General features: G+C 65.9%; 14 protein-coding genes, 3 rRNA genes, 1 pseudogene and 1 riboswitch. Of the genes and pseudogenes, 14 read left to right on the top strand and 4 right to left on the bottom strand.

Annotation, left to right across the window (positions count from 1 at the left end; genetic code table 11):
• Positions 1-38 precede the first annotated feature (38 nt).
• Complete coding sequence (locus CFW40_RS03975; protein ID WP_088796474.1) at positions 39-488, bottom strand: PTS glucose transporter subunit IIA; 450 nt, start codon at positions 486-488, stop codon at positions 39-41.
• Positions 489-1,079: 591 nt separating this feature from the next.
• On the opposite strand from CFW40_RS03975, the gene CFW40_RS03965 reads away from it, so the two are divergent.
• From CFW40_RS03965 to CFW40_RS03905, 13 genes and pseudogenes are all read left to right on the top strand, one after another.
• A 16S ribosomal RNA gene (locus CFW40_RS03965) occupies positions 1,080-2,608 on the top strand.
• 303 nt (positions 2,609-2,911) lie between these two features.
• Positions 2,912-6,031: ribosomal RNA gene (locus CFW40_RS03960) — 23S ribosomal RNA — on the top strand.
• 73 nt (positions 6,032-6,104) lie between these two features.
• Positions 6,105-6,221 (top strand): 5S ribosomal RNA (gene rrf, locus CFW40_RS03955).
• The 16S, 23S and 5S rRNA genes sit together here, the layout of an rRNA operon.
• A gap of 149 nt (positions 6,222-6,370) precedes the next feature.
• Positions 6,371-6,979, top strand: coding sequence for a CDP-alcohol phosphatidyltransferase family protein (locus CFW40_RS03950; protein WP_088796473.1), 609 nt, complete (start codon positions 6,371-6,373; stop codon positions 6,977-6,979).
• A gap of 120 nt (positions 6,980-7,099) precedes the next feature.
• Positions 7,100-9,595, top strand: a complete 2,496-nt coding sequence (locus CFW40_RS03945) for a mannose-1-phosphate guanyltransferase (protein ID WP_088796472.1) — start codon at positions 7,100-7,102, stop codon at positions 9,593-9,595.
• Between the two features lie 75 nt (positions 9,596-9,670).
• Entirely contained in the window at positions 9,671-10,603 is a 933-nt protein-coding gene (locus CFW40_RS03940; RefSeq protein WP_176956577.1) for a DUF881 domain-containing protein, read from the top strand.
• Positions 10,600-10,932, top strand: coding sequence for a small basic family protein (locus CFW40_RS03935; RefSeq protein WP_003984969.1), 333 nt, complete (start codon positions 10,600-10,602; stop codon positions 10,930-10,932). The genes CFW40_RS03940 and CFW40_RS03935 overlap by 4 nt, the downstream gene beginning before the upstream one ends.
• A gap of 5 nt (positions 10,933-10,937) precedes the next feature.
• Entirely contained in the window at positions 10,938-11,996 is a 1,059-nt protein-coding gene (locus CFW40_RS03930) for a DUF881 domain-containing protein (protein WP_088796470.1), read from the top strand.
• A 118-nt stretch (positions 11,997-12,114) separates the two neighbouring features.
• Entirely contained in the window at positions 12,115-12,963 is an 849-nt protein-coding gene (locus CFW40_RS03925; RefSeq protein ID WP_256331824.1) for an FHA domain-containing protein, read from the top strand.
• 17 nt (positions 12,964-12,980) lie between these two features.
• Positions 12,981-13,727, top strand: a complete 747-nt coding sequence (locus CFW40_RS03920) for a MerR family transcriptional regulator (protein WP_088796468.1) — start codon at positions 12,981-12,983, stop codon at positions 13,725-13,727.
• Positions 13,728-13,783: 56 nt separating this feature from the next.
• Positions 13,784-14,257, top strand: a complete 474-nt coding sequence (locus CFW40_RS03915) for a bifunctional nuclease family protein (protein WP_006606439.1) — start codon at positions 13,784-13,786, stop codon at positions 14,255-14,257.
• 187 nt (positions 14,258-14,444) lie between these two features.
• Positions 14,445-15,050 carry a MerR family transcriptional regulator gene (locus tag CFW40_RS03910; protein WP_088796467.1) on the top strand — a complete coding sequence of 202 codons (606 nt, stop codon included), beginning with the start codon at positions 14,445-14,447 and terminating at the stop codon, positions 15,048-15,050.
• A 66-nt stretch (positions 15,051-15,116) separates the two neighbouring features.
• Positions 15,117-16,582 (top strand): annotated as a pseudogene (locus tag CFW40_RS03905) (DNA polymerase IV).
• Here CFW40_RS03905 and CFW40_RS03900 read toward each other — a convergent pair.
• Positions 16,486-16,875: a PRC-barrel domain-containing protein gene (locus CFW40_RS03900; protein ID WP_176956578.1), complete on the bottom strand. Its 390-nt coding sequence runs from the start codon at positions 16,873-16,875 to the stop codon at positions 16,486-16,488. The pseudogene CFW40_RS03905 and the gene CFW40_RS03900 sit on opposite strands and share 97 nt — an antisense overlap.
• A 114-nt stretch (positions 16,876-16,989) precedes the next feature.
• Positions 16,990-17,087: riboswitch (glycine riboswitch) on the top strand.
• Between the two features lie 187 nt (positions 17,088-17,274).
• Here CFW40_RS03900 and gcvP point away from each other — a divergent pair.
• Positions 17,275-20,160 (top strand): aminomethyl-transferring glycine dehydrogenase, encoded by a 2,886-nt coding sequence (gcvP, locus tag CFW40_RS03895; protein WP_088796465.1) that lies wholly within the window; start codon positions 17,275-17,277, stop codon positions 20,158-20,160.
• Positions 20,161-20,270: 110 nt separating this feature from the next.
• Here gcvP and CFW40_RS03890 read toward each other — a convergent pair whose 3' ends face one another.
• Entirely contained in the window at positions 20,271-20,465 is a 195-nt protein-coding gene (locus CFW40_RS03890) for a DUF5999 family protein (RefSeq protein WP_182496663.1), read from the bottom strand.
• 346 nt (positions 20,466-20,811) lie between these two features.
• Positions 20,812-21,402, bottom strand: a complete 591-nt coding sequence (locus CFW40_RS03885) for a hypothetical protein (RefSeq protein ID WP_088796463.1) — start codon at positions 21,400-21,402, stop codon at positions 20,812-20,814.
• Positions 21,403-21,913: the final 511 nt, after the last annotated feature.

Here is a 21,913-nt window from a genome sequence, read left to right as displayed (position 1 = left end):
CGATGGATGTCGTACCTGCCGTACGGAACGGCGCCCGGCTACTGCCAGGAGAAGAGCTGGTCGCCCGCCTTGATATCGCCGGCCTCGCGCACCTCACCGAGCGAATCGGCAGTGGCCTCCAGCGCGACGACCGGGCACACCGGCGACTTACCGGCCTCCTCCACCGCGGCCGGGTTCCAGCGCACGATCTCCTGCCCACGAGCGACGGTGTCACCCTTGTTCACGAGCAGCTCGAAGCCCTCGCCATTGAGCTGAACGGTGTCGATCCCGAGGTGGGTGAGCACGCCGTGCCCCTCGGAGTCGACGACGACGAACGCGTGCGGGTGCAGGGATACGAGAACGCCGTCCACGGGCGAAACCGCAGCAGACGGCTCACGCACCGGATCGATGGCGGTACCGGGACCCACCATCGCTCCGGAGAACACCGGATCGGGCACAGCCGCGAGTCCGATGGCGCGTCCGGCAAGAGGGGACGTCACGGTGGTCATGGGAAGCCTCCCAGGGGTGGAGATTCATCAGGCCGCCGTCACTACCTGTCCTGGACGGCGCACCGTTCAGAAGCGTAAGTCATAAGAACTGACGGTTCCGCATGAGAGACGTCGGTTGCCCACCGCGCGTCACGCCGAATCGATTTGCCTCGCCCACAGCAGAGCTGTACTGTCTGAGACCTGCCCCGGACAGCCAGGACGCAATCAACTGCGTCCGGTTGAGGTGGGCGGCACTCTCAGCGTCTTGATTGCGACTCAAGAATTGCGCGCTTCTGCATGTCTGCAGAAAAGCGGCGGTTCGAAAGCCGAAAAAGCCCTGATAGAGTGTGAAACACCGAAGGGAAGCGCCCGGAGGAAACCCGAGAGGGAATCCAAAGGAAGCGTCCGTTCCTTGAGAACTCAACAGCGTGCCAAAAGTCAACGCCAGATATGTTGATACCCCGTCTCCATCATGGAGATGAGGTTCCTTTGAAAGCCCACCACGGCCCGAGCGGTCGGGGTGGCACACACAGCGAGGACGCTGTGAACGACCGGACCTATTCCGTCCGCTCGTTCCGCTCTCGTGTGTGTTCACCGGATTACCGGTAAACATTCACGGAGAGTTTGATCCTGGCTCAGGACGAACGCTGGCGGCGTGCTTAACACATGCAAGTCGAACGATGAACCTCCTTCGGGAGGGGATTAGTGGCGAACGGGTGAGTAACACGTGGGCAATCTGCCCTTCACTCTGGGACAAGCCCTGGAAACGGGGTCTAATACCGGATACGACCTCCGACCGCATGGTCTGGTGGTGGAAAGCTCCGGCGGTGAAGGATGAGCCCGCGGCCTATCAGCTTGTTGGTGGGGTGATGGCCTACCAAGGCGACGACGGGTAGCCGGCCTGAGAGGGCGACCGGCCACACTGGGACTGAGACACGGCCCAGACTCCTACGGGAGGCAGCAGTGGGGAATATTGCACAATGGGCGAAAGCCTGATGCAGCGACGCCGCGTGAGGGATGACGGCCTTCGGGTTGTAAACCTCTTTCAGCAGGGAAGAAGCGAGAGTGACGGTACCTGCAGAAGAAGCGCCGGCTAACTACGTGCCAGCAGCCGCGGTAATACGTAGGGCGCAAGCGTTGTCCGGAATTATTGGGCGTAAAGAGCTCGTAGGCGGCTTGTCACGTCGGATGTGAAAGCCCGGGGCTTAACCCCGGGTCTGCATTCGATACGGGCAGGCTAGAGTTCGGTAGGGGAGATCGGAATTCCTGGTGTAGCGGTGAAATGCGCAGATATCAGGAGGAACACCGGTGGCGAAGGCGGATCTCTGGGCCGATACTGACGCTGAGGAGCGAAAGCGTGGGGAGCGAACAGGATTAGATACCCTGGTAGTCCACGCCGTAAACGTTGGGAACTAGGTGTGGGCGACATTCCACGTCGTCCGTGCCGCAGCTAACGCATTAAGTTCCCCGCCTGGGGAGTACGGCCGCAAGGCTAAAACTCAAAGGAATTGACGGGGGCCCGCACAAGCAGCGGAGCATGTGGCTTAATTCGACGCAACGCGAAGAACCTTACCAAGGCTTGACATACACCGGAAAACCCTGGAGACAGGGTCCCCCTTGTGGTCGGTGTACAGGTGGTGCATGGCTGTCGTCAGCTCGTGTCGTGAGATGTTGGGTTAAGTCCCGCAACGAGCGCAACCCTTGTTCTGTGTTGCCAGCATGCCCTTCGGGGTGATGGGGACTCACAGGAGACTGCCGGGGTCAACTCGGAGGAAGGTGGGGACGACGTCAAGTCATCATGCCCCTTATGTCTTGGGCTGCACACGTGCTACAATGGCCGGTACAATGAGCTGCGATACCGCGAGGTGGAGCGAATCTCAAAAAGCCGGTCTCAGTTCGGATTGGGGTCTGCAACTCGACCCCATGAAGTCGGAGTTGCTAGTAATCGCAGATCAGCATTGCTGCGGTGAATACGTTCCCGGGCCTTGTACACACCGCCCGTCACGTCACGAAAGTCGGTAACACCCGAAGCCGGTGGCCCAACCCCTTGTGGGAGGGAATCGTCGAAGGTGGGACTGGCGATTGGGACGAAGTCGTAACAAGGTAGCCGTACCGGAAGGTGCGGCTGGATCACCTCCTTTCTAAGGAGCACTTCTTACTCGGACTTGTCCGGGTCAGAGGCCAGTACATCAGCGAGTGTCTGATGCTGGTTGCTCATGGGTGGAACGTTGACTATTCGGCACGGTCAGATGAGGACTGTTAGTACTGCTTCGGCGTGGAACACAGGAGTCGGCTGGTCGTGTCGGGCACGTTGTTGGGTATCTGAGGGTACGGACTGTGGTCTGGACCTTCGCGATGCCGGCCCCAGTGAACTCAGCCTTCGGGTTGGGGTGGTGGGTGGCTGGTCGTTGCTTGAGAACTGCACAGTGGACGCGAGCATCTGTGGCCAAGTTTTTAAGGGCGCACGGTGGATGCCTTGGCACCAGGAACCGATGAAGGACGTGGGAGGCCGCGATAGGCCCCGGGGAGCTGTCAACCGAGCTTTGATCCGGGGGTGTCCGAATGGGGAAACCCGGCAGTCGTCATGGGCTGTCACCCGCTGCTGAACACATAGGCAGTGTGGAGGGAACGCGGGGAAGTGAAACATCTCAGTACCCGCAGGAAGAGAAAACAACCGTGATTCCGGGAGTAGTGGCGAGCGAAACCGGATGAGGCCAAACCAGTCACGTGTGATACCCGGCAGGGGTTGCGTGGTTGGGGTTGTGGGATCTCTCTTCTGTTGTCTGCCGGCAACAGGACGAGTCAGAAACCGTTGATGTAGGCGAAGGACATGCGAAAGGTCCGGCGTAGAGGGTAAGACCCCCGTAGCTGAAACATTAGCGGCTCGTTTGAGAGACACCCAAGTAGCACGGGGCCCGAGAAATCCCGTGTGAATCTGGCGGGACCACCCGTTAAGCCTAAATATTCCCTGGTGACCGATAGCGGATAGTACCGTGAGGGAATGGTGAAAAGTACCGCGGGAGCGGAGTGAAATAGTACCTGAAACCGTGTGCCTACAAGCCGTGGGAGCGTCGCACAAGGACTTGTCCTTGTGTCGTGACTGCGTGCCTTTTGAAGAATGAGCCTGCGAGTTTGCGGTATGTTGCGAGGTTAACCCGTGTGGGGAAGCCGTAGCGAAAGCGAGTCCGAAGAGGGCGTTGAGTAGCGTGCCCAAGACCCGAAGCGGAGTGATCTAGCCATGGGCAGGTTGAAGCGGAGGTAAGACTTCGTGGAGGACCGAACCCACCAGGGTTGAAAACCTGGGGGATGACCTGTGGTTAGGGGTGAAAGGCCAATCAAACTCCGTGATAGCTGGTTCTCCCCGAAATGCATTTAGGTGCAGCGTCGTGTGTTTCTTGCCGGAGGTAGAGCACTGGATAGGCGATGGGCCCTACCGGGTTACTGACCTTAGCCAAACTCCGAATGCCGGTAAGTGAGAGCGCGGCAGTGAGACTGTGGGGATAAGCTCCATGGTCGAGAGGGAAACAGCCCAGAGCATCGACTAAGGCCCCTAAGCGTGTGCTAAGTGGGAAAGGATGTGGAGTCGCAGAGACAACCAGGAGGTTGGCTTAGAAGCAGCCATCCTTGAAAGAGTGCGTAATAGCTCACTGGTCAAGTGATTCCGCGCCGACAATGTAGCGGGGCTCAAGCACACCGCCGAAGTCGTGTCATTGCAACATGAGGACCAACGTCCGTTGTGATGGGTAGGGGAGCGTCGTGTGCCGGGTGAAGCAGCCGTGGAAACGAGTTGTGGACGGTTCACGAGTGAGAATGCAGGCATGAGTAGCGATACACACGTGGGAAACGTGTGCGCCGATTGACTAAGGGTTCCTGGGTCAAGCTGATCTGCCCAGGGTAAGTCGGGACCTAAGGCGAGGCCGACAGGCGTAGTCGATGGACAACCGGTTGATATTCCGGTACCCGCTTTGAAGCGCCCAATATCGAATCCATTAATGCTAAGGCCGTGAAGCCGCCCTGGATCCTTCGGGTGAAGGGGAGTGGTGGAGCCGCTGACCCAAGGTGGTAGTAGGTAAGTGATGGGGTGACGCAGGAAGGTAGTCCAGCCCGGGCGGTGGTTGTCCCGGGGTAAGGGTGTAGGGCGTTGTCCAGGTAAATCCGGACAGCATGAAGCCTGAGACCTGATGCCGAGCCGATTGTGGTGAAGTGGATGATCCTATGCTGTCGAGAAAAGCCTCTAGCGAGTTTCATGGCGGCCCGTACCCTAAACCGACTCAGGTGGTCAGGTAGAGAATACCGAGGCGTTCGGGTGAACTATGGTTAAGGAACTCGGCAAAATGCCCCCGTAACTTCGGGAGAAGGGGGGCCATTGCTGGTGATCCGATTTACTCGGTGAGCTGGTGGTGGCCGCAGAGACCAGCGAGAAGCGACTGTTTACTAAAAACACAGGTCCGTGCGAAGCCGTAAGGCGATGTATACGGACTGACGCCTGCCCGGTGCTGGAACGTTAAGGGGACCGGTTAGTCGACCTTCGGGTTGGCGAAGCTGAGAACTTAAGCGCCAGTAAACGGCGGTGGTAACTATAACCATCCTAAGGTAGCGAAATTCCTTGTCGGGTAAGTTCCGACCTGCACGAATGGCGTAACGACTTCTCGACTGTCTCAACCATAGGCCCGGTGAAATTGCATTACGAGTAAAGATGCTCGTTTCGCGCAGCAGGACGGAAAGACCCCGGGACCTTTACTATAGCTTGATATTGGTGTTCGGTTCGGCTTGTGTAGGATAGGTGGGAGACTGTGAAACTCTAACGCCAGTTAGGGTGGAGTCATTGTTGAAATACCACTCTGGTCGTGCTGGATGTCTAACCTGGGTCCGTGATCCGGATCAGGGACAGTGTCTGGTGGGTAGTTTAACTGGGGCGGTTGCCTCCTAAAGGGTAACGGAGGCGCCCAAAGGTTCCCTCAGCCTGGTTGGCAATCAGGTGTTGAGTGTAAGTGCACAAGGGAGCTTGACTGTGAGACTGACGGGTCGAGCAGGTACGAAAGTAGGGACTAGTGATCCGGCGGTGGCTTGTGGAAGCGCCGTCGCTCAACGGATAAAAGGTACCCCGGGGATAACAGGCTGATCTTCCCCAAGAGTCCATATCGACGGGATGGTTTGGCACCTCGATGTCGGCTCGTCGCATCCTGGGGCTGGAGTCGGTCCCAAGGGTTGGGCTGTTCGCCCATTAAAGCGGTACGCGAGCTGGGTTTAGAACGTCGTGAGACAGTTCGGTCCCTATCCGCTGTGCGCGTAGGAGTCTTGAGAAGGGCTGTCCCTAGTACGAGAGGACCGGGACGGACGAACCTCTGGTGTGCCAGTTGTCCTGCCAAGGGCATGGCTGGTTGGCTACGTTCGGAAAGGATAACCGCTGAAAGCATCTAAGCGGGAAGCCTGCTTCGAGATGAGGACTCCCACCCCCTTTGAGGGGTTAAGGCTCCCAGTAGACGACTGGGTTGATAGGCCAGATATGGAAGCCCGGTAACGGGTGGAGTTGACTGGTACTAATAGGCCGAGGGCTTGTCCTCAGTTGCTCGCGTCCACTGTGTAGGTTCTGAAGTAACGACCTGTGTCATGTCCGGGTTGATATCTTCATAGTGTTTCGGTGGTCATTGCGTTAGGGAAACGCCCGGTTACAATCCGAACCCGGAAGCTAAGCCTTTCAGCGCCGATGGTACTGCAGGGGGGACCCTGTGGGAGAGTAGGACGCCGCCGAACAAATTTTAAGAAAAGCCCTGTGGGAACCAACGTTCCCGCGGGGCTTTTCTGCTTTGTCGTGGTCTGGGGCCCCGGGGGACGGCCCGGCCGGCGGGGCAGGTAAGGTCAGGGGGCATCGTTGGCACATTTCCCCCACAGGAGGCCCCCGCGTGGAGGTCCAGGAGACGCGGGTCCAGACGGATCGCGTCCTCACCATCCCGAATATCCTGAGCATGGCCCGTCTCGTTGGCGTGCCGGTGTTCCTGTGGCTGATCCTGTGGCCGGAATTCGGTGGTCCGAACGCTGACCTCTGGGCGCTCCTGATCCTCGCTCTGAGCGGCGTCAGCGACTACCTGGACGGCAAACTCGCCCGGCGCTGGAACCAGATCAGCAGCCTCGGGCGCATCCTCGACCCGGCCGCCGACCGCCTCTACATCCTGTCGACCCTCGTCGGTCTGACGTGGCGCGAGATCCTGCCGCTCTGGCTGACCGCGGCCCTGCTGGCGCGTGAGTTGATGCTGCTCATCGCGGTCGGATTCCTCGGACGCCACCGCTACGGGCCTCCCCAGGTGAACTTCCTGGGCAAAGCGGCTACGTTCAACTTGATGTATGCCTTCCCGTTGCTCCTCCTGAGCGACCGGAGGGGCTGGCTTCACGAACTCGCCACTGTTTTCGGATGGGCGTTCGCAGGATGGGGTACGGCGCTCTACTGGTGGGCAGGGATCCTCTACGTGGTCCAGGTCCGTCGAATCATCAGGGCGGACGCCACGGCCGACTGAGCTCTCCGGACCGGCAGATTGTGCCTGGGCCCGGTGCCCGTACGTAAAACAGGATCAGCGGGCGATTTGAACAGGTGAAGTCGGCAAGACCGTCGTCTCTTAGAGGAGGACGCTTCCGACATGAAGGCCGTTGTGATGGCCGGCGGCGAAGGAACACGCCTTCGCCCCATGACGTCCAGCATGCCCAAGCCACTGCTTCCGGTCGCCAACCGGCCGATCATGGAGCATGTACTCAGGCTGCTGAAACGGCATGGTCTCAATGAGACCGTCGTAACCGTGCAATTCCTTGCCTCGCTCGTCAAGAACTATTTCGGCGACGGCGAAGAGCTCGGGATGGAGCTCACCTACGCCAATGAGGAAAAGCCACTCGGTACCGCAGGCAGCGTGAAGAACGCCGAGGAAGCTCTCAAGGACGACGCCTTCCTCGTCATCTCCGGTGATGCCCTCACCGATTTCGATCTCACCGATCTGATCAGGTTTCACAAGGAAAAGGGCGCCCTCGTCACCGTCTGCCTCACACGGGTTCCCAACCCGCTCGAGTTCGGCATCACCATCGTGGACGAGGCCGGCAAGGTCGAACGTTTCCTGGAAAAGCCGACCTGGGGCCAGGTCTTCTCGGACACCGTCAACACCGGTATCTACGTCATGGAGCCGGAGGTCTTCGACTACTTCGAGCCCGACGTGCCGGTCGACTGGTCGGGCGATGTCTTTCCGCAGCTCATGAAGGAAGGCAAGCCGATCTACGGCTATATCGCGGAGGGCTATTGGGAGGACGTCGGCACACATGAAAGCTATGTGAAGGCACAGGCCGATGTGCTCGAAGGCAAGGTCGACGTCGAGATCGACGGCTTTGAGATCTCGCCGGGCGTCTGGGTCGCCGAGGGCGCCGAGGTCCACCCCGACGCGGTGCTCCGCGGGCCGTTGTACATCGGCGACTACGCCAAGATCGAAGCGGACGCGGAGCTCCGGGAGCACACCGTCGTCGGCTCGAATGTCGTCGTCAAGAGCGGTGCCTTCCTGCACCGTGCCGTGGTGCACGACAACGTCTACATCGGGCAGCAGAGCAATCTGCGCGGCTGTGTGATCGGCAAGAACACCGACATCATGCGGGCCGCCCGTATCGAGGACGGCGCCGTCATCGGCGATGAATGCCTCATCGGTGAAGAATCGATCGTGCAGGGCAATGTACGGGTCTATCCGTTCAAGACCATCGAGGCCGGCGCCTTCGTCAATACCTCGGTGATCTGGGAGTCCCGCGGCCAGGCGCATCTGTTCGGCGCCCGCGGTGTGTCCGGGATCCTCAACGTCGAGATCACGCCTGAACTCGCCGTGCGGCTCGCGGGCGCCTATGCCACCACGCTCAAGAAGGGATCCACGGTCACCACCGCGCGCGATCACTCCCGTGGCGCCCGGGCACTCAAGCGCGCGGTGATCTCCGCACTGCAGGCCAGCGCCATCGACGTACGCGACCTGGAGAACGTCCCGCTGCCCGTCGCCCGCCAGCAGACGGCCCGCGGCAGCGCCGGCGGCATCATGGTCCGTACGACCCCCGGTGTGCCGGACTCCGTGGACATCATGTTCTTCGACGAGCGGGGCGCGGATCTCTCGCAGGCCGGGCAGCGCAAGCTCGACCGGGTCTTCGCCCGCCAGGAGTACCGCCGCGCCTTCCCCGGCGAGATCGGCGATCTGATGTTCCCGGCCAGCGTCTTCGACTCCTACACGGGGTCCCTGCTGCGGGCCGTGGACATCACGGGCATCAGCGAGTCCGGGCTGAAGGTCGTCGTGGACGCCTCGAACGGCAGCGCAGGCCTGGTGCTGCCCAGCCTGCTGGGACGGCTCGGCGTGGACTCCCTGACGATCAACCCCGGACTCGACGAGTCCCGGCCGACGGAAACGCCCGACGCACGGCGCTCGGGGCTCGTCCGGCTCGGCGAGATCGTGGCATCGGCCCGGGCCGCCTTCGGCGTGCGTTTCGACCCCGTGGGCGAACGGCTCTCTCTCGTGGACGAGCGCGGCCGGATCATCGAGGACGACCGGGCGCTCCTGGTGATGCTGGATCTGGTGGCGGCCGAGCGGCGCGCCGGGCGGGTGGCGCTGCCGGTCACCACGACCCGGATCGCCGAGCAGGTGGCGGCGTACCACGGGACGCAGGTGGAGTGGACGACGACCTCGCCCGACGATCTGACGCGAGTGGGGCGCGAGGACGGCACCGTCTTCGGCGGGGACGGCAGGGGCGGATTCCTCATCCCCGAGTTCAGCAGCGTCTTCGACGGCACTGCCGCCTTCGTCCGGCTGATCGGCCTGGTGGCCCGCACCCAGCTCACGCTGAGCCAGATCGACGCACGGATCCCGCGGGCGCACGTCCAGCGCCGTGACCTGGCCACTCCCTGGGCGGTCAAGGGGCTCGTCATGCGGCATGTCGTCGAGGCGGCCGGTGACCGGGACGTGGACACCACCGACGGCGTACGGGTCGTGGAGCCCGACGGCCGCTGGGTCCTGGTGCTGCCCGACCCCGCAGAGGCGGTCACCCACCTGTGGGCGGAAGGGCCGGACGACGCCTCCGCTCAGCAGCTGCTGGACGAATGGTCCGCAGTGGTGGACAGCGCAGGACGCTGACCTGGACCCCACCGGCGGCCCGTGCCTCGGCACGCCGGTGGGGCCATTGGGAGACCACACGGCCGACGTGCGACGATGTGCGGCATGTCGCAGCAGCGCCCCGATCGGAGCAACCCGAACACCCCGGCCGCGCGCCCCGATGCGTCCATGTCGCTGCTGACCAATGTGATGGATCACAGTCTCGACGACGGATACGCCGAGGCGGCCGCCCGGAAGTCCGAGGCAGGGGTGCGCGGTCTGCCGCGTACGCTGCGGGCGAAGTTGGGCCTCGCGGCCGGTCTGGTGCTCGCCGCGCTGGTGGTGACGGTGGGTGCGGCGCAGGCGCGGATATCCGCACCGACGCTCGCCAAGGAGCGCGAGGAGCTGATCAACCGCATCCAGAAGGGCACCGGCGAGGCGGACCGGCAGCAGCAGCGGGTCGATGCCCTCCGGGACGACGTCAGCAGGATGCAGCGCGAGGCGTTGAAGCAGCACGGCAGCGACAAGGCCGAACTGCTGGGGCTGCTGTCCGGTTCGACCCAGGTCTCCGGGCCCGGCGTGAAACTCGTCGTGGACGATGCCAAGGATGCGGAGTCCAGCGGCGGCGGACCGCGCGAGAGCAGTGGATTTTCGGACACGGGGCGGGTACGCGACAGAGACATGCAGCGCGTCGTCAACGGGCTGTGGGCGTCCGGTGCGGAGGCCGTCTCCGTCAATGGCCAGCGGCTTACGTCACTCTCGGCGATCAGAGCCGCGGGAGACGCCATACTGGTCGACAACAAGCCACTGGTGCCGCCTTATACGGTGTTGGCGGTGGGGGACGGGCAACGGCTGAGCACCGCTTTCCAGGACAGCGCAGACGGTCAGTACCTTCATGTGCTGCAGGTGAACTATGGGGTCCGCACCAGGATTTCCGTGGAGAACGAGGTCCGGCTGCCGCCCGCGCCCAGTTTGATCGTACGTACCGCAAAGCCGCAGGCCGGTGCCGCCAAGGCGGACGGCACCGACACAGGGAAGGGCACATCGTGATCGCCGTATTGGGCCTCATCGTGGGAGTCGTGGTCGGGCTTGTCGTCCGACCCGTGGTGCCGACGGTGGTCGAGCCCTACTTGCCGATCGCTGTCGTCGCGGCGCTGGATGCCGTGTTCGGCGGTCTGCGCGCGATGCTGGACGGCATCTTCGACGACAAGGTCTTCGTGGTCTCCTTCCTGTCGAATGTCGTCGTCGCCGCGCTGATCGTCTTCCTTGGTGACAAGTTGGGCGTCGGTGCCCAACTCTCCACCGGCGTCGTCGTGGTGCTGGGTATCCGGATCTTCTCCAACGCCGCCGCGATTCGCCGGCACGTCTTCCGGGCGTGAGGCGGATGTCGACGGACGAGATCCCGGAGCCGGAGAAGAAGCCGGAACAGTCGGCGCGGGCGGATCAGGTGGAGCAGCCGGAGCCCGAGAAGACGCCGGAGCCGGAGAAGCAGCCGGAGCCCGAGAAGAAGACCGAGCCGGAGAAGCAGCCGGAGCGGGAGCAGGACAGCGGCCCGGCCGGCCGGTGGCCGATGCCGCCCGAGAGCCGGATCACCCCGGAGCGGGCGGAGGCCGAGGAAGATACCGAAGCTCCGGAACCGGACAGTGCTGGACACAAGGCCGACAAAGGGGCAGACTCCTCGACTCCGGAGGCGGTTGCCGATAACGGGAGTGCACAGCGCCCGAAGAGCGGTCGGGAGCGGCTGGTGGCGAGCCTGTGGCCGCCGCGGCTGACCCGGGCTCAACTGATCGTTGCGTTGCTCCTGTTCATTCTCGGTCTCGGCCTGGCGATTCAGGTACGTTCCACAAGTGACAGCAGTGCGCTGCGGGGTGCGCGTCAGGAGGACTTGGTGCGCATTCTGGACGAGCTGGACAATCGCTCCCAGCGGTTGACCGACGAACAGCGGCGCCTGGAAGGGCAGAAGACCGAGCTGGCGAACAGCTCGGACCAGGCCGAGGAGGCCCGTAAGCAGACCGTGGAGAAGGAACAGCAGCTGGGTGTGTTGGCCGGGACCGTCGCGGCGCAAGGGCCCGGCATCACCCTGACCATCGACGACCCGACGCACTCCGTCGAGGCGGACAAGCTGCTGGACACCATCCAGGAGCTGCGAGCGGCCGGCGCCGAGGCCATCCAGGTCAATGATGTCCGGGTCGTCGCCAACACCTCTCTCTCGGATCTCCGGGGTGGCGTGGAGATCGACGGCAAGCGTGTCGCTCAGCCGTACCGCTTCAAGGTCATCGGTAAGCCGCAGGACCTGGAACCGGCGCTGAACATTCCCGGCGGAGTGGTCCAGACGCTGGAAAAGGAGCAGGCCAAGGTGTCTGTGACCCGTGAGGAGAAGATCATTGTGGACGCCTTGCGAGAGGCGAAGCGGCCTGACTACGCTCGGTCGTCATCGCAGTGAGGCGTACACGTATGTCGAGTGCCCGGCGAGGGCATGAGGTAACGGGGGGTCGACGCACCGTGCGTGTGGTGTGTGGTGGAAACTGTCTGAAGGCCACGGACGTTCACAGGATGTCCGGATCGGCCGGTGTGTGCATCGAGGGTTCGTCCTGCCCCACGGGCGGGTCTATGTCGTTCAAGGGGAATCGCCCGTGAAGTTGTTTGGAAAGCTGTTCGGCAAGAGCGCCCGCCAGGACGGCGGCAGCGGCTCCGCGCGGCACCGTGCGTCGGGCCGGCCCGACGAGAGTGGCGCGGCGGAGGATCGTCCGCTCTTCCGTGACGAGGTCAGCGGTCCGTCCGGGGGGCACGGCGCGGGTTCTGTTGACCCCTCCGGTGCCGGCCGCATAGGTTCCCAGGAACCATCAGCCGCACGCACGGGTGGAGGGTCGGCCTTGCCGGTTTGTACGAGGTGTGGGAACCGGAACGCCGAGGCGAGCCGGTTCTGCTCCAACTGTGGTGCGCCGCTCCGCCCGGGCGCTCAGCCCGAGCGGGCATCCGAGACGACCTCCACCATCTCCATTTCGGGGCTGGAGGCCTACGATTCGGAGGCGACGGGCCAGAATCTGTCGCCGTCGCTGTCCCCCGAGGCCCAGGCGGCCGTCGACGCGCTTCCGTTGGGATCGGCGCTGCTGGTCGTCCGCCGGGGTCCGAATTCGGGCAGCCGCTTCCTTCTGGACAGTGAGCTGACGACGGCGGGCCGGCATCCGCAGGGCGACATCTTCCTCGACGATGTGACGGTCTCGCGCCGTCACGTGGAATTCCGCCGCGGTCCGGACGGGCTCTTCACGGTCGCCGACGTCGGCAGCCTGAACGGCACCTACGTCAACCGCGAGCGGATCGACTCCGTCACCCTCGCCAACGGCGACGAGGTCCAGATCGGCAAGTTCCGCCTGGTCTTCTGCGCCAGCCAGCGAGGCGCCGGTATCTGACCGGCCGGGGAAGGCATATGCGCGATACACCGAAAGGCGGCGCCGGCTTTGCCGGCGCCGCCTCCTCGGACGGTAAGCCGGTGAGCATCGGCACGGTGCTCACCCTGCTGCGCGAGGAGTTTCCCGAGGTCACCATCTCCAAGATCCGCTTCCTGGAGGCCGAGGGACTGGTCGAGCCGAAGCGCACGCCTTCCGGATACCGCAAATTCACGGCGGCGGACGTCGAGCGGCTGGCCGCCGTCCTGCGGATGCAGCGGGACCACTACCTGCCGCTCAAGGTCATCCGGGAGCATCTGGACGCCCTGGAGCGCGGTGAGCGGGTGCAGCTGCCGGCTCCGGCCACACCCTCCCGCGACCTCGTCGAAGGCGTGCACAAGCCGGGTGAGGAGCGCCCCACGGCTGCCCGCATCGGCCGGGCGGAGCTGCTGGCCGCCGCGGAGGTGGACGAGGCGGCCCTCGCCGACTGGGAGTCCTACGGACTCATCGTCCCTCATGCGGAGGGCGGATACGACATCGAGGCCGTCACCGTGGCCAAGCTCGTTGCGGACCTGGGCCGTTTCGGTCTGGAACCGCGGCACCTGCGTGCCGTGAAGGCGGCCGCCGAGCGCGAGGCGGGCCTGGTCGAGCAGGTCGTTGCACCCCTTCGGCGGCACCGTAATCCGCAGACCAGGGCCCATGCCGAAGCCACTGCCAGAGAGCTGGCAACGCTGTCCGTACGGCTGCATGCGGCACTGGTGCAGAGTGCTTTGCGGGTCCGGCTGTAGTGAGCAAACGAGTGCCCGACTACCCAAACCGGCCGGGCACGTCCTAGGGTTGCTGTGTGAACGAGCTCGACGTCGTGGGTGTCCGGGTGGAAATGCCTTCCAGCCAACCGATCGTGCTCCTGCGGGAGGTGGGAGGCGACCGATACTTGCCCATTTGGATCGGGCCAGGGGAGGCCACCGCCATCGCCTTTGCCCAGCAGGGCATGGTCCCTGCCAGGCCGCTGACGCATGACCTTTTCAAGGATGTGCTCGAAGCGGTGGGCCAGGAACTGACGCAGGTCCGCATCACGGATCTGCGCGAGGGGGTTTTCTATGCCGAACTTGTCTTCGCGAGCGGGGTCGAGGTCAGCGCGCGTCCGTCCGACGCGATAGCGCTGGCATTGCGCACCGGAACGCCGATCTTCGGTACCGACGGTGTGCTGGACGACGCGGGCATCGCCATCCCGGACGAGCAGGAGGACGAGGTGGAGAAGTTCCGCGAGTTCCTCGACCAGATCTCGCCCGAGGACTTCGGGACCAACAGCCAGTAATACCGGCCAGGTGAACCGCCTGTTTCCGGCCAAACCTCTAGCTGTTCCCCGTGTGGGGTCACGAGAAACCACTCGTAGGGTGATTATCACTCGGCGTGGCGAGCGCGGCGATCGTTGACGCACCCCGAGTGACTGCATACCGTCGATGTGGCAGGTCCCGTCCGGGACGTGGAGGACGGAGGGCGGCGTGGCAATCACCGGCGACGGTATGGCGGCGGAAGGGGCGTTGCCGCTCCACTCGGGCGCAGCAGCGAACCCTGCCCCGGCACCGGCCGCGGCGGTGTCGGGGGACTGCGAGGCTCAGAACATCGGCTATCGCGGCCCGACCGCTTGTGCGGCAGCGGGCATCACCTATCGGCAGCTCGACTACTGGGCGCGTACGGGCCTGGTGGAGCCGAGTATCCGGCCGGCGTACGGCTCCGGCACCCAGCGGCTCTACAGCTTCCGGGACGTCGTGGTCCTGAAGATCGTCAAGCGGCTGCTGGACACCGGGGTGTCGCTGCAGAACATCCGCACCGCGGTCCAGCATCTGCGGGCGCGCGGGCTGGCCGATCTGACGCGGATGACGCTGATGAGCGACGGCGCGACGGTCTACGAGTGCACCTCGCCCGACCAGGTCGTGGATCTGCTCCAGGGGGGCCAGGGCGTCTTCGGCATCGCCGTGGGCGTGGTGTGGCGGGACGTGGAGGGCGTGCTGTCACAGCTCCACGGGGAGCGGGTGGACACCGGCGAGACCCTGATCGGGAAGAACCCGCACGACGAGCTGGCGCGGCGGCGCAACCGGGCGGGCTGAGTCCCTGACCGCGCCACCGGCCCGGCAAGGGGCCGATTGTCAGTGGCATGGGGCAGCATCGGAGATGTGAGACCCGCGCCGACGATCCTGCATCTCGACATGGATGCGTTCTTCGCGGCCGCCGAACAGGCGGCCAAGCCGAGCCTTCGCGGCAAGCCCGTGGTGGTCGGCGGGATCGGCGTGCGCGGGGTGGTCTCCACGGCGTCGTACGAAGCCCGGGTGTTCGGGGTCCGCTCCGCGATGCCCACGGCCCAGGCGCGGCGGCTGTGCCCCAACGCCGCTTATCTCACCCCGCGCTTCTCGCTGTACCGCCAGGTGAGTGAGGCGGTGATGGAGCTGCTGCACGCGCTGTCGCCGCTGGTGGAGCCGCTGAGCCTGGACGAGGCCTTCGTCGACCTGGAAGCGGGCGGGGTGCCGCCGCGGACGGCCGCGGCGCGGGCCGTGGGGGAGCGACTGCGCCGCGAGATCCGCGCCGCCACGGGCCTGACCGGCTCGGTGGGGCTGGCCGGCGCCAAGATGCTGGCGAAGATCGCGTCCGAGACGGCCAAGCCGAACGGTCTGGTGGTGATCGAGCCCGGTACCGAGCGCGAGCTGCTGGGCCCGATGACGGTGCGGACGCTGCCGGGGGTGGGGCCCGCGACGGCCGAGACGCTGCGCCGGGCGGGGATCCACACCGTCGCGGAGACCGCGGAGGCCGGTGAGGCCGAGCTGGTGCGGCTGCTGGGCAAGGCGCACGGTGCCGGGCTGTACGCCATGGCGCTGGGCCGGGATGACCGGCCGGTGGTGGCCGAGCGGGACGCGAAGTCCATCTCCGTCGAGGACACCTTCGAGGTCGACCTGACCGACCGGACGCGGGTACGGAGCGAGGTGCTGCGGCTGGCCGACCGCTGTGTGGAGCGGCTGCGGGCCGCCGGGCGCTCCGGGCGGACAGTGGTCATCAAGGTGCGCAACTACGACTTCTCGACGCTGACCCGCTCCGAGACGCTCCGTGGGCCCACCGACGACCCCGCGGTGATAAGGGAGGCCGCCGTGCGGCTGCTGGAGATGGTGGACACCACGGGCGGGGTCCGACTGCTGGGCGTGGGGGTCAGCGGCCTGGCCGACTTCACACAGGAGGATCTGTTCGCCCAGTTCGCGACGGAGCAGGCCGCGGCGGAGGAGGAGAAGGCCGCGAGAGCGGCGGCGGAGCTGTCCGGTGGCGAGGCGGCGGCGCGGGAGGCCGAAGAGGAGCGGCCGCGGCGCTGGCATCCCGGACTGGACGTGGTGCACGACGAGTACGGTGCGGGCTGGGTGCAGGGCAGCGGGGTGGGGAGGGTGACCGTGCGCTTCGAAACGCCGTGGTCCGCACCGGGGAGGGTGCGGACCTTTGCTGTGGAGGATCCGGCGCTGCGGCCGGGGAGCCCCTGCCGTTGGTGGGCGGGGGACCGGCGGACGGTCAGTCGTCCGAGCCGGCGATCCTGCCGAAGTCCTTGTCACCGGAGCCGGGCGAGGACACGGGGTCGGATGTCGGGGAGGAGATATCCAGTCGGTAGTGGTGATAGAGCTGAAGTTCCTGCTCAGGGGAGAGATGGCGGCCGACGCCGAAGTCCGGCGCGTCCTTGATCAGCCTGCGGTCGTAAGGAATGTGCAGGCCCTCACCGACCATCTTGCTGGGTTCGAGGGGGACGAACGCGTCCCGGCTGAAGAGTCCGGTGCGCACGGCCGCCCACTCCGGTTCCCCCGTCGCGTCGTCGAGATATACCTCGTCGATCGTGCCTATTTTGGCGCCGTTACGGTCGAACGCTTTGCGGCCGATCAGGCTCCGGGGATCGATATCGGTTTGCACGGTCCCTCCAATTGGTCGCAACTGCCCTCTGACAACAACCAAACGGCACATTTCATGCCCCGGCCACTCGAAGGATCCTTCGAGTGCCGCGCTGGTAGGCTGGCCAATGGCCGCAGACCCCGTGCGGGAGAGTCCTTTGTCGTTCGCGGCGAGGGCGCCGAAGGAGCAAATCCTCCCCGGAATCTCTCAGGCACACGTACCGCGTGGGCGAGGTCACTCTGGAAAGCAGGGCGGGCCGCGGAAGGCACAACTCCGGGACCCCTCCTCACCGACGGTGAAAGCCGGGCCGCCTCGCGCGGGCCGGTGAAGCTCTCAGGTTGAGATGACAGAGGGGGAGGCCGTCCGGGCACCCGCGCCGTGGTGCCCCTCGTAGGTCGTACGACCAGGAGGCCCCCGCAGATGAACACCAATCGCATCTCCTTGACCGAGCTGGAACGCGGCACTCCCTTCGAGCACCGGCACATCGGTCCCGACCACGAGGCGCAGGCCAAGATGCTCGCGCACATCGGTTTCGGATCGCTGGACGAACTCACCGCCACCGCCGTGCCCGATGTGATCAAGAGCGCGGAGGCGCTCGGCCTGCCGCAGGCCCGCACCGAGGCCGAGGTGCTGCAGGAGCTGCACGGCCTCGCGGACCGTAACCAGGTGCTGGCGTCCATGATCGGACTCGGCTACTACGGCACGTTCACCCCGCCGGTGATCCTGCGCAATGTCATGGAGAACCCGGCCTGGTACACGGCCTACACCCCCTACCAGCCGGAGATCTCACAGGGCCGCCTCGAGGCGCTGCTCAACTTCCAGACCATGGTCGCCGACCTGACCGGTCTGCCCACCTCCGGTTCTTCGCTGCTGGACGAGGGCACGGCGGCCGCCGAGGCGATGGCGCTCTCCCGCCGGGTCGGCAAGGTCAAGCAGGGCGTCTTCCTGATCGACGCCGACTGTCTGCCGCAGACCATCGCCGTGATCCAGACCCGCGCGGAGCCCACCGGCGTCGAGGTCGTGGTCGCCGACCTGTCCGACGGCATCCCGGCCGACGTCGCCGAGCGCGGTGTGTTCGGTGTGCTGCTGCAGTACCCCGGCGCCTCCGGTGCGGTCCGTGACCCGCGTGCCGTCATCGAGCAGGCCCACGAGCTGGGCGCGGTCGTCACCGTCGCCGCCGATCTGCTCGCCCTGACGCTGCTGACCTCGCCCGGTGAGCTCGGCGCGGACATCGCCGTCGGCACCACCCAGCGCTTCGGTGTCCCGATGGGCTTCGGCGGGCCGCACGCAGGCTTCATGGCCGTTCGTGAACAGTTCGCCCGCAGCCTGCCGGGCCGCCTGGTGGGCGTCTCCGTCGACGCCGACGGCAACAAGGCCTACCGCCTCGCGCTGCAGACCCGCGAGCAGCACATCCGCCGCGAGAAGGCCACGAGCAACATCTGCACCGCACAGGTGCTGCTCGCCGTCATGGCCGGTATGTACGCGGTCTACCACGGCCCCGAGGGGCTGCGGACGATCGCCCGGCGCACCCACCGCTACGCCGCGGTCCTCGCCGAGGGCCTGCGGGCCGGCGGGGTGGAGATCGTGCACGGCGCGTACTTCGACACGCTGACCGCGCGGGTGCCCGGCCGGGCCGCCGAGGTCGTCGCCGCCGCCCGCGAGGCCGGTGTCAACCTCCGGCAGGTCGACGCCGACCTCGTCGGTATCGCGTGCGACGAGACCACCGGACGTGCGCAGCTGGCCGGCGTCTGGGGCGCCTTCGGGGTGCACGGCGACGTCGAGCAGCTGGACGCGGCCGCCGCCGAAACGCTGCCGCAGGACCTGCTGCGCGGCGACGACTACCTCGCCCACCCGGTCTTCCACCAGTACCGCTCCGAGACCGCCATGCTGCGCTACCTGCGCACCCTCGCGGACAAGGACTACGCACTGGACCGCGGCATGATCCCGCTCGGCTCGTGCACCATGAAGCTGAACGCGACCACCGAGATGGAGCCGGTCACCTGGCCCGCCTTCGGGCAGCTGCACCCCTTCGCGCCGGCCGCCCAGGCCCAGGGCTACCTCACCCTGATCCAGGAGCTGGAGGAGCGGCTGGCCACCGTCACCGGCTATGACAAGGTCTCCATCCAGCCCAACGCCGGATCGCAGGGCGAGCTGGCCGGTCTGCTGGCGGTGCGTGCCTACCACCGTGCCAACGGTGACGAGCAGCGCACCGTCTGCCTGATCCCGTCCTCCGCACACGGCACCAACGCCGCCAGCGCGGTGATGGCCGGGATGAAGGTCGTCGTCGTCAAGACCGGTGAGGACGGCGAGGTCGACGCCGACGATCTCCACGCCAAGATCGAGAAGCACCGTGACGAGCTCGCGGTCCTGATGGTCACCTACCCCTCCACCCACGGCGTGTTCGAGGAGCACATCACCCAGATCTGCGCCACGGTGCACGAGGCCGGCGGCCAGGTCTACGTCGACGGCGCCAACCTCAATGCGCTGGTCGGCCTCGCCGAGCCCGGCAAGTTCGGCGGCGATGTCTCGCACCTCAACCTGCACAAGACGTTCTGCATCCCACACGGCGGCGGTGGCCCGGGCGTCGGTCCGGTCGGCGTACGCGCCCACCTGGCGCCGTACCTGCCCAACCACCCGCTGCAGCCCGGCGCGGGCCCCGAGACGGGCGTGGGACCGATCTCCGCGGCGCCCTGGGGCTCGGCCGGCATCCTGCCGATCTCCTGGGCATACGTCCGCCTGATGGGCGGCGAGGGCCTCAAGCGCGCCACCCAGGTGGCGGTGCTGAGCGCCAACTACATCGCCAAGCGCCTGGAGCCGCACTACCCGGTGCTCTACACCGGGCCCGGTGGTCTGGTCGCGCACGAGTGCATCATCGACGTGCGGCCGCTGACCAAGGCGACCGGTGTGAGCATCGACGACGTCGCCAAGCGGCTGATCGACTACGGCTTCCACGCGCCGACGATGTCGTTCCCGGTGGCCGGCACGCTGATGATCGAGCCGACCGAGAGCGAGGACCTCGGCGAGCTGGACCGGTTCTGCGACGCGATGATCGCCATCCGTGCGGAGATCGAGAAGGTCGGCACGGGGGAGTGGGACAAGGACGACAACCCGCTGCGCAATGCCCCGCACACCGCGGGCGCGCTCGGTGGCGACTGGCCGCACCCGTACACGCGTGAGGAGGCCGTCTTCCCGGCCGGTGTCGAGGCCGCGGAGAAGTACTGGCCGCCGGTGCGCCGCATCGACGGTGCCTTCGGCGACCGCAACCTCGTCTGCTCCTGCCCGCCGCTGGACGCGTACGACAACTGAGTCACGGCAACGGACTCGCCGCAGGGGATGCACCGCGGCGGTTCAGCGCAACATTCAAGGGCCCTCGGCAGATCTGCCGGGGGCCCTGTGGTGCGTGCCGTGCTCGCGGGTCAGGCGGCGGCGGTGGCGCGAGTGCGGTGCGGGGCGATGACCTGCCCGTCCGGCAGCAGCTCACCGGTGTCCTCGAAGAGCAGGACACCGTTGCAGAGCAGGCTCCAGCCCTGTTCCGGGTGGTGCGCCACGAGGTGTGCGGCCTCCCGGTCGGTGGAGTCGGCTGACGGGCATGGCGGTTGGTGCTGGCACATGGAAGTTGTCTTTCGCTGCGGTGTGGTGAACGTCGTTGTGCGGCTCGATGAGGTGTGCATGGCCGCTCCCCCGTTTCCATCGGTCGGTCCCAGTGTTGCCCCACGGGCGGGATTCCGCAGGGATTTCGCAGCAGCGGTACTCACTCGGTAGGGACGCGTCACCCGTGCGGGCGGTTGCTCCCAATTGCACTCCTCCCCAAGCGGGTTGGGAGTGGTAGCCGCGGACTAGCCCGCACGGGTGAGCGCGACAGAGCGCCCCGTGGCCCGAAGGGGCCGCGGGGCATGCTCATGCCGGGTGAGACGGCGCCGGTGTCCGCCGCGGAGAACCGGGGCCGGAGGGGTGGACTCAGGCGGGTTCGGCCAGGAGTGGGGTGGCCGGGGTGAGGCGCAGGGTGAGCCGGGGAAGCAGGTCGGCGATGCGCTGCGGACGGTGCGCGGCGATCCCCGGCGGGGCGGGCGCCAGCGGCACCAGCAGGTCGCCGGGCGCGGCCGGTCCTTCGGTGCCGTCCGAGGCGGTGTCGTGGTGCAGCCACAGGGTGAGCATGTACAGCTCGGGTACGGACAGCAGCCGCGGCTGGTACGGGGTGGCGAGCGATTCGGCCTGTGCCAGTGCCTGCTCGGTCGCGGCGACATAGGGGCCGCCGCAGAACCGTGCGAAGGTCCAGCCATCCGCGGTGAGCACCGCTTCGGCGGTCGCCACGGCCCGCTCCCCGCCGCGGACCAGAAAACGCCAGCCGGCCAGGCGGGTCCGAGGCGTGCCGCCGGTCCGGCTGACGTCCTCCCAGACGTGAACGGGCAGCGGGTGGTCGGGGCTGAGCGGGCCCTGATGGGCGCGCAGTGCGGAGACCGGGGCCTCGCGGACCGCGGTGGGGGAGCCGAGGGCGGCGAGAACGCAACGCAGGGCAGGCGTGGGGGCAGGGGGAAGGTGCAGCGGCATGGTGGGTCGCCTCTCACTTCGGAGACACGGTGGAGCCTGGCAGGGTGCAAACGACGCTGTCTGCGTGCGGGGTCAGAGCGTGGCCGGCCGGGGCTGCGGCCCGGCGAGGTCAATCGCTGTGCCCCCGTGCCGGTGGGAACAACCGGACGCTGGGCGCCAAGTCTCTGCCTCGTAAGCGGAGTTTATACGACGTATGTTCTGAAAGTGTTTCGACTACCGGCCTTGCGGATTTCGGGCAAGGGGAAATAGAGACCCCCGTGTGAGGCGCTTTACTCCGTTTTGCGCGTTGCTTTTGCGGCGCCACCTCGTATTCCTTCGGCAGCGCGGTAGGCCGGATTTCGCCGGTATTTATCGCGACGGTAATGCGGAAGGCGATCGCCACCGAGATATGCCTGAGGGAGGTGCCGGAGGCCGGTCCGATTCGAGCCTATCGGTACCGGCGTGCCGCCGCGGCGTTATCGATCAGATTGCCGGGGCATCATCGACCGTAGCGTGAGCCCCGCCGTAGTCG

This window comes from Streptomyces sp. 2114.4 (genome assembly GCF_900187385.1).
Lineage (GTDB): Bacteria > Actinomycetota > Actinomycetes > Streptomycetales > Streptomycetaceae > Streptomyces > Streptomyces mooreae.
Note: the sequence above shows the minus strand (reverse complement) of the source record. Positions and strands in the feature narration are given on the sequence as shown.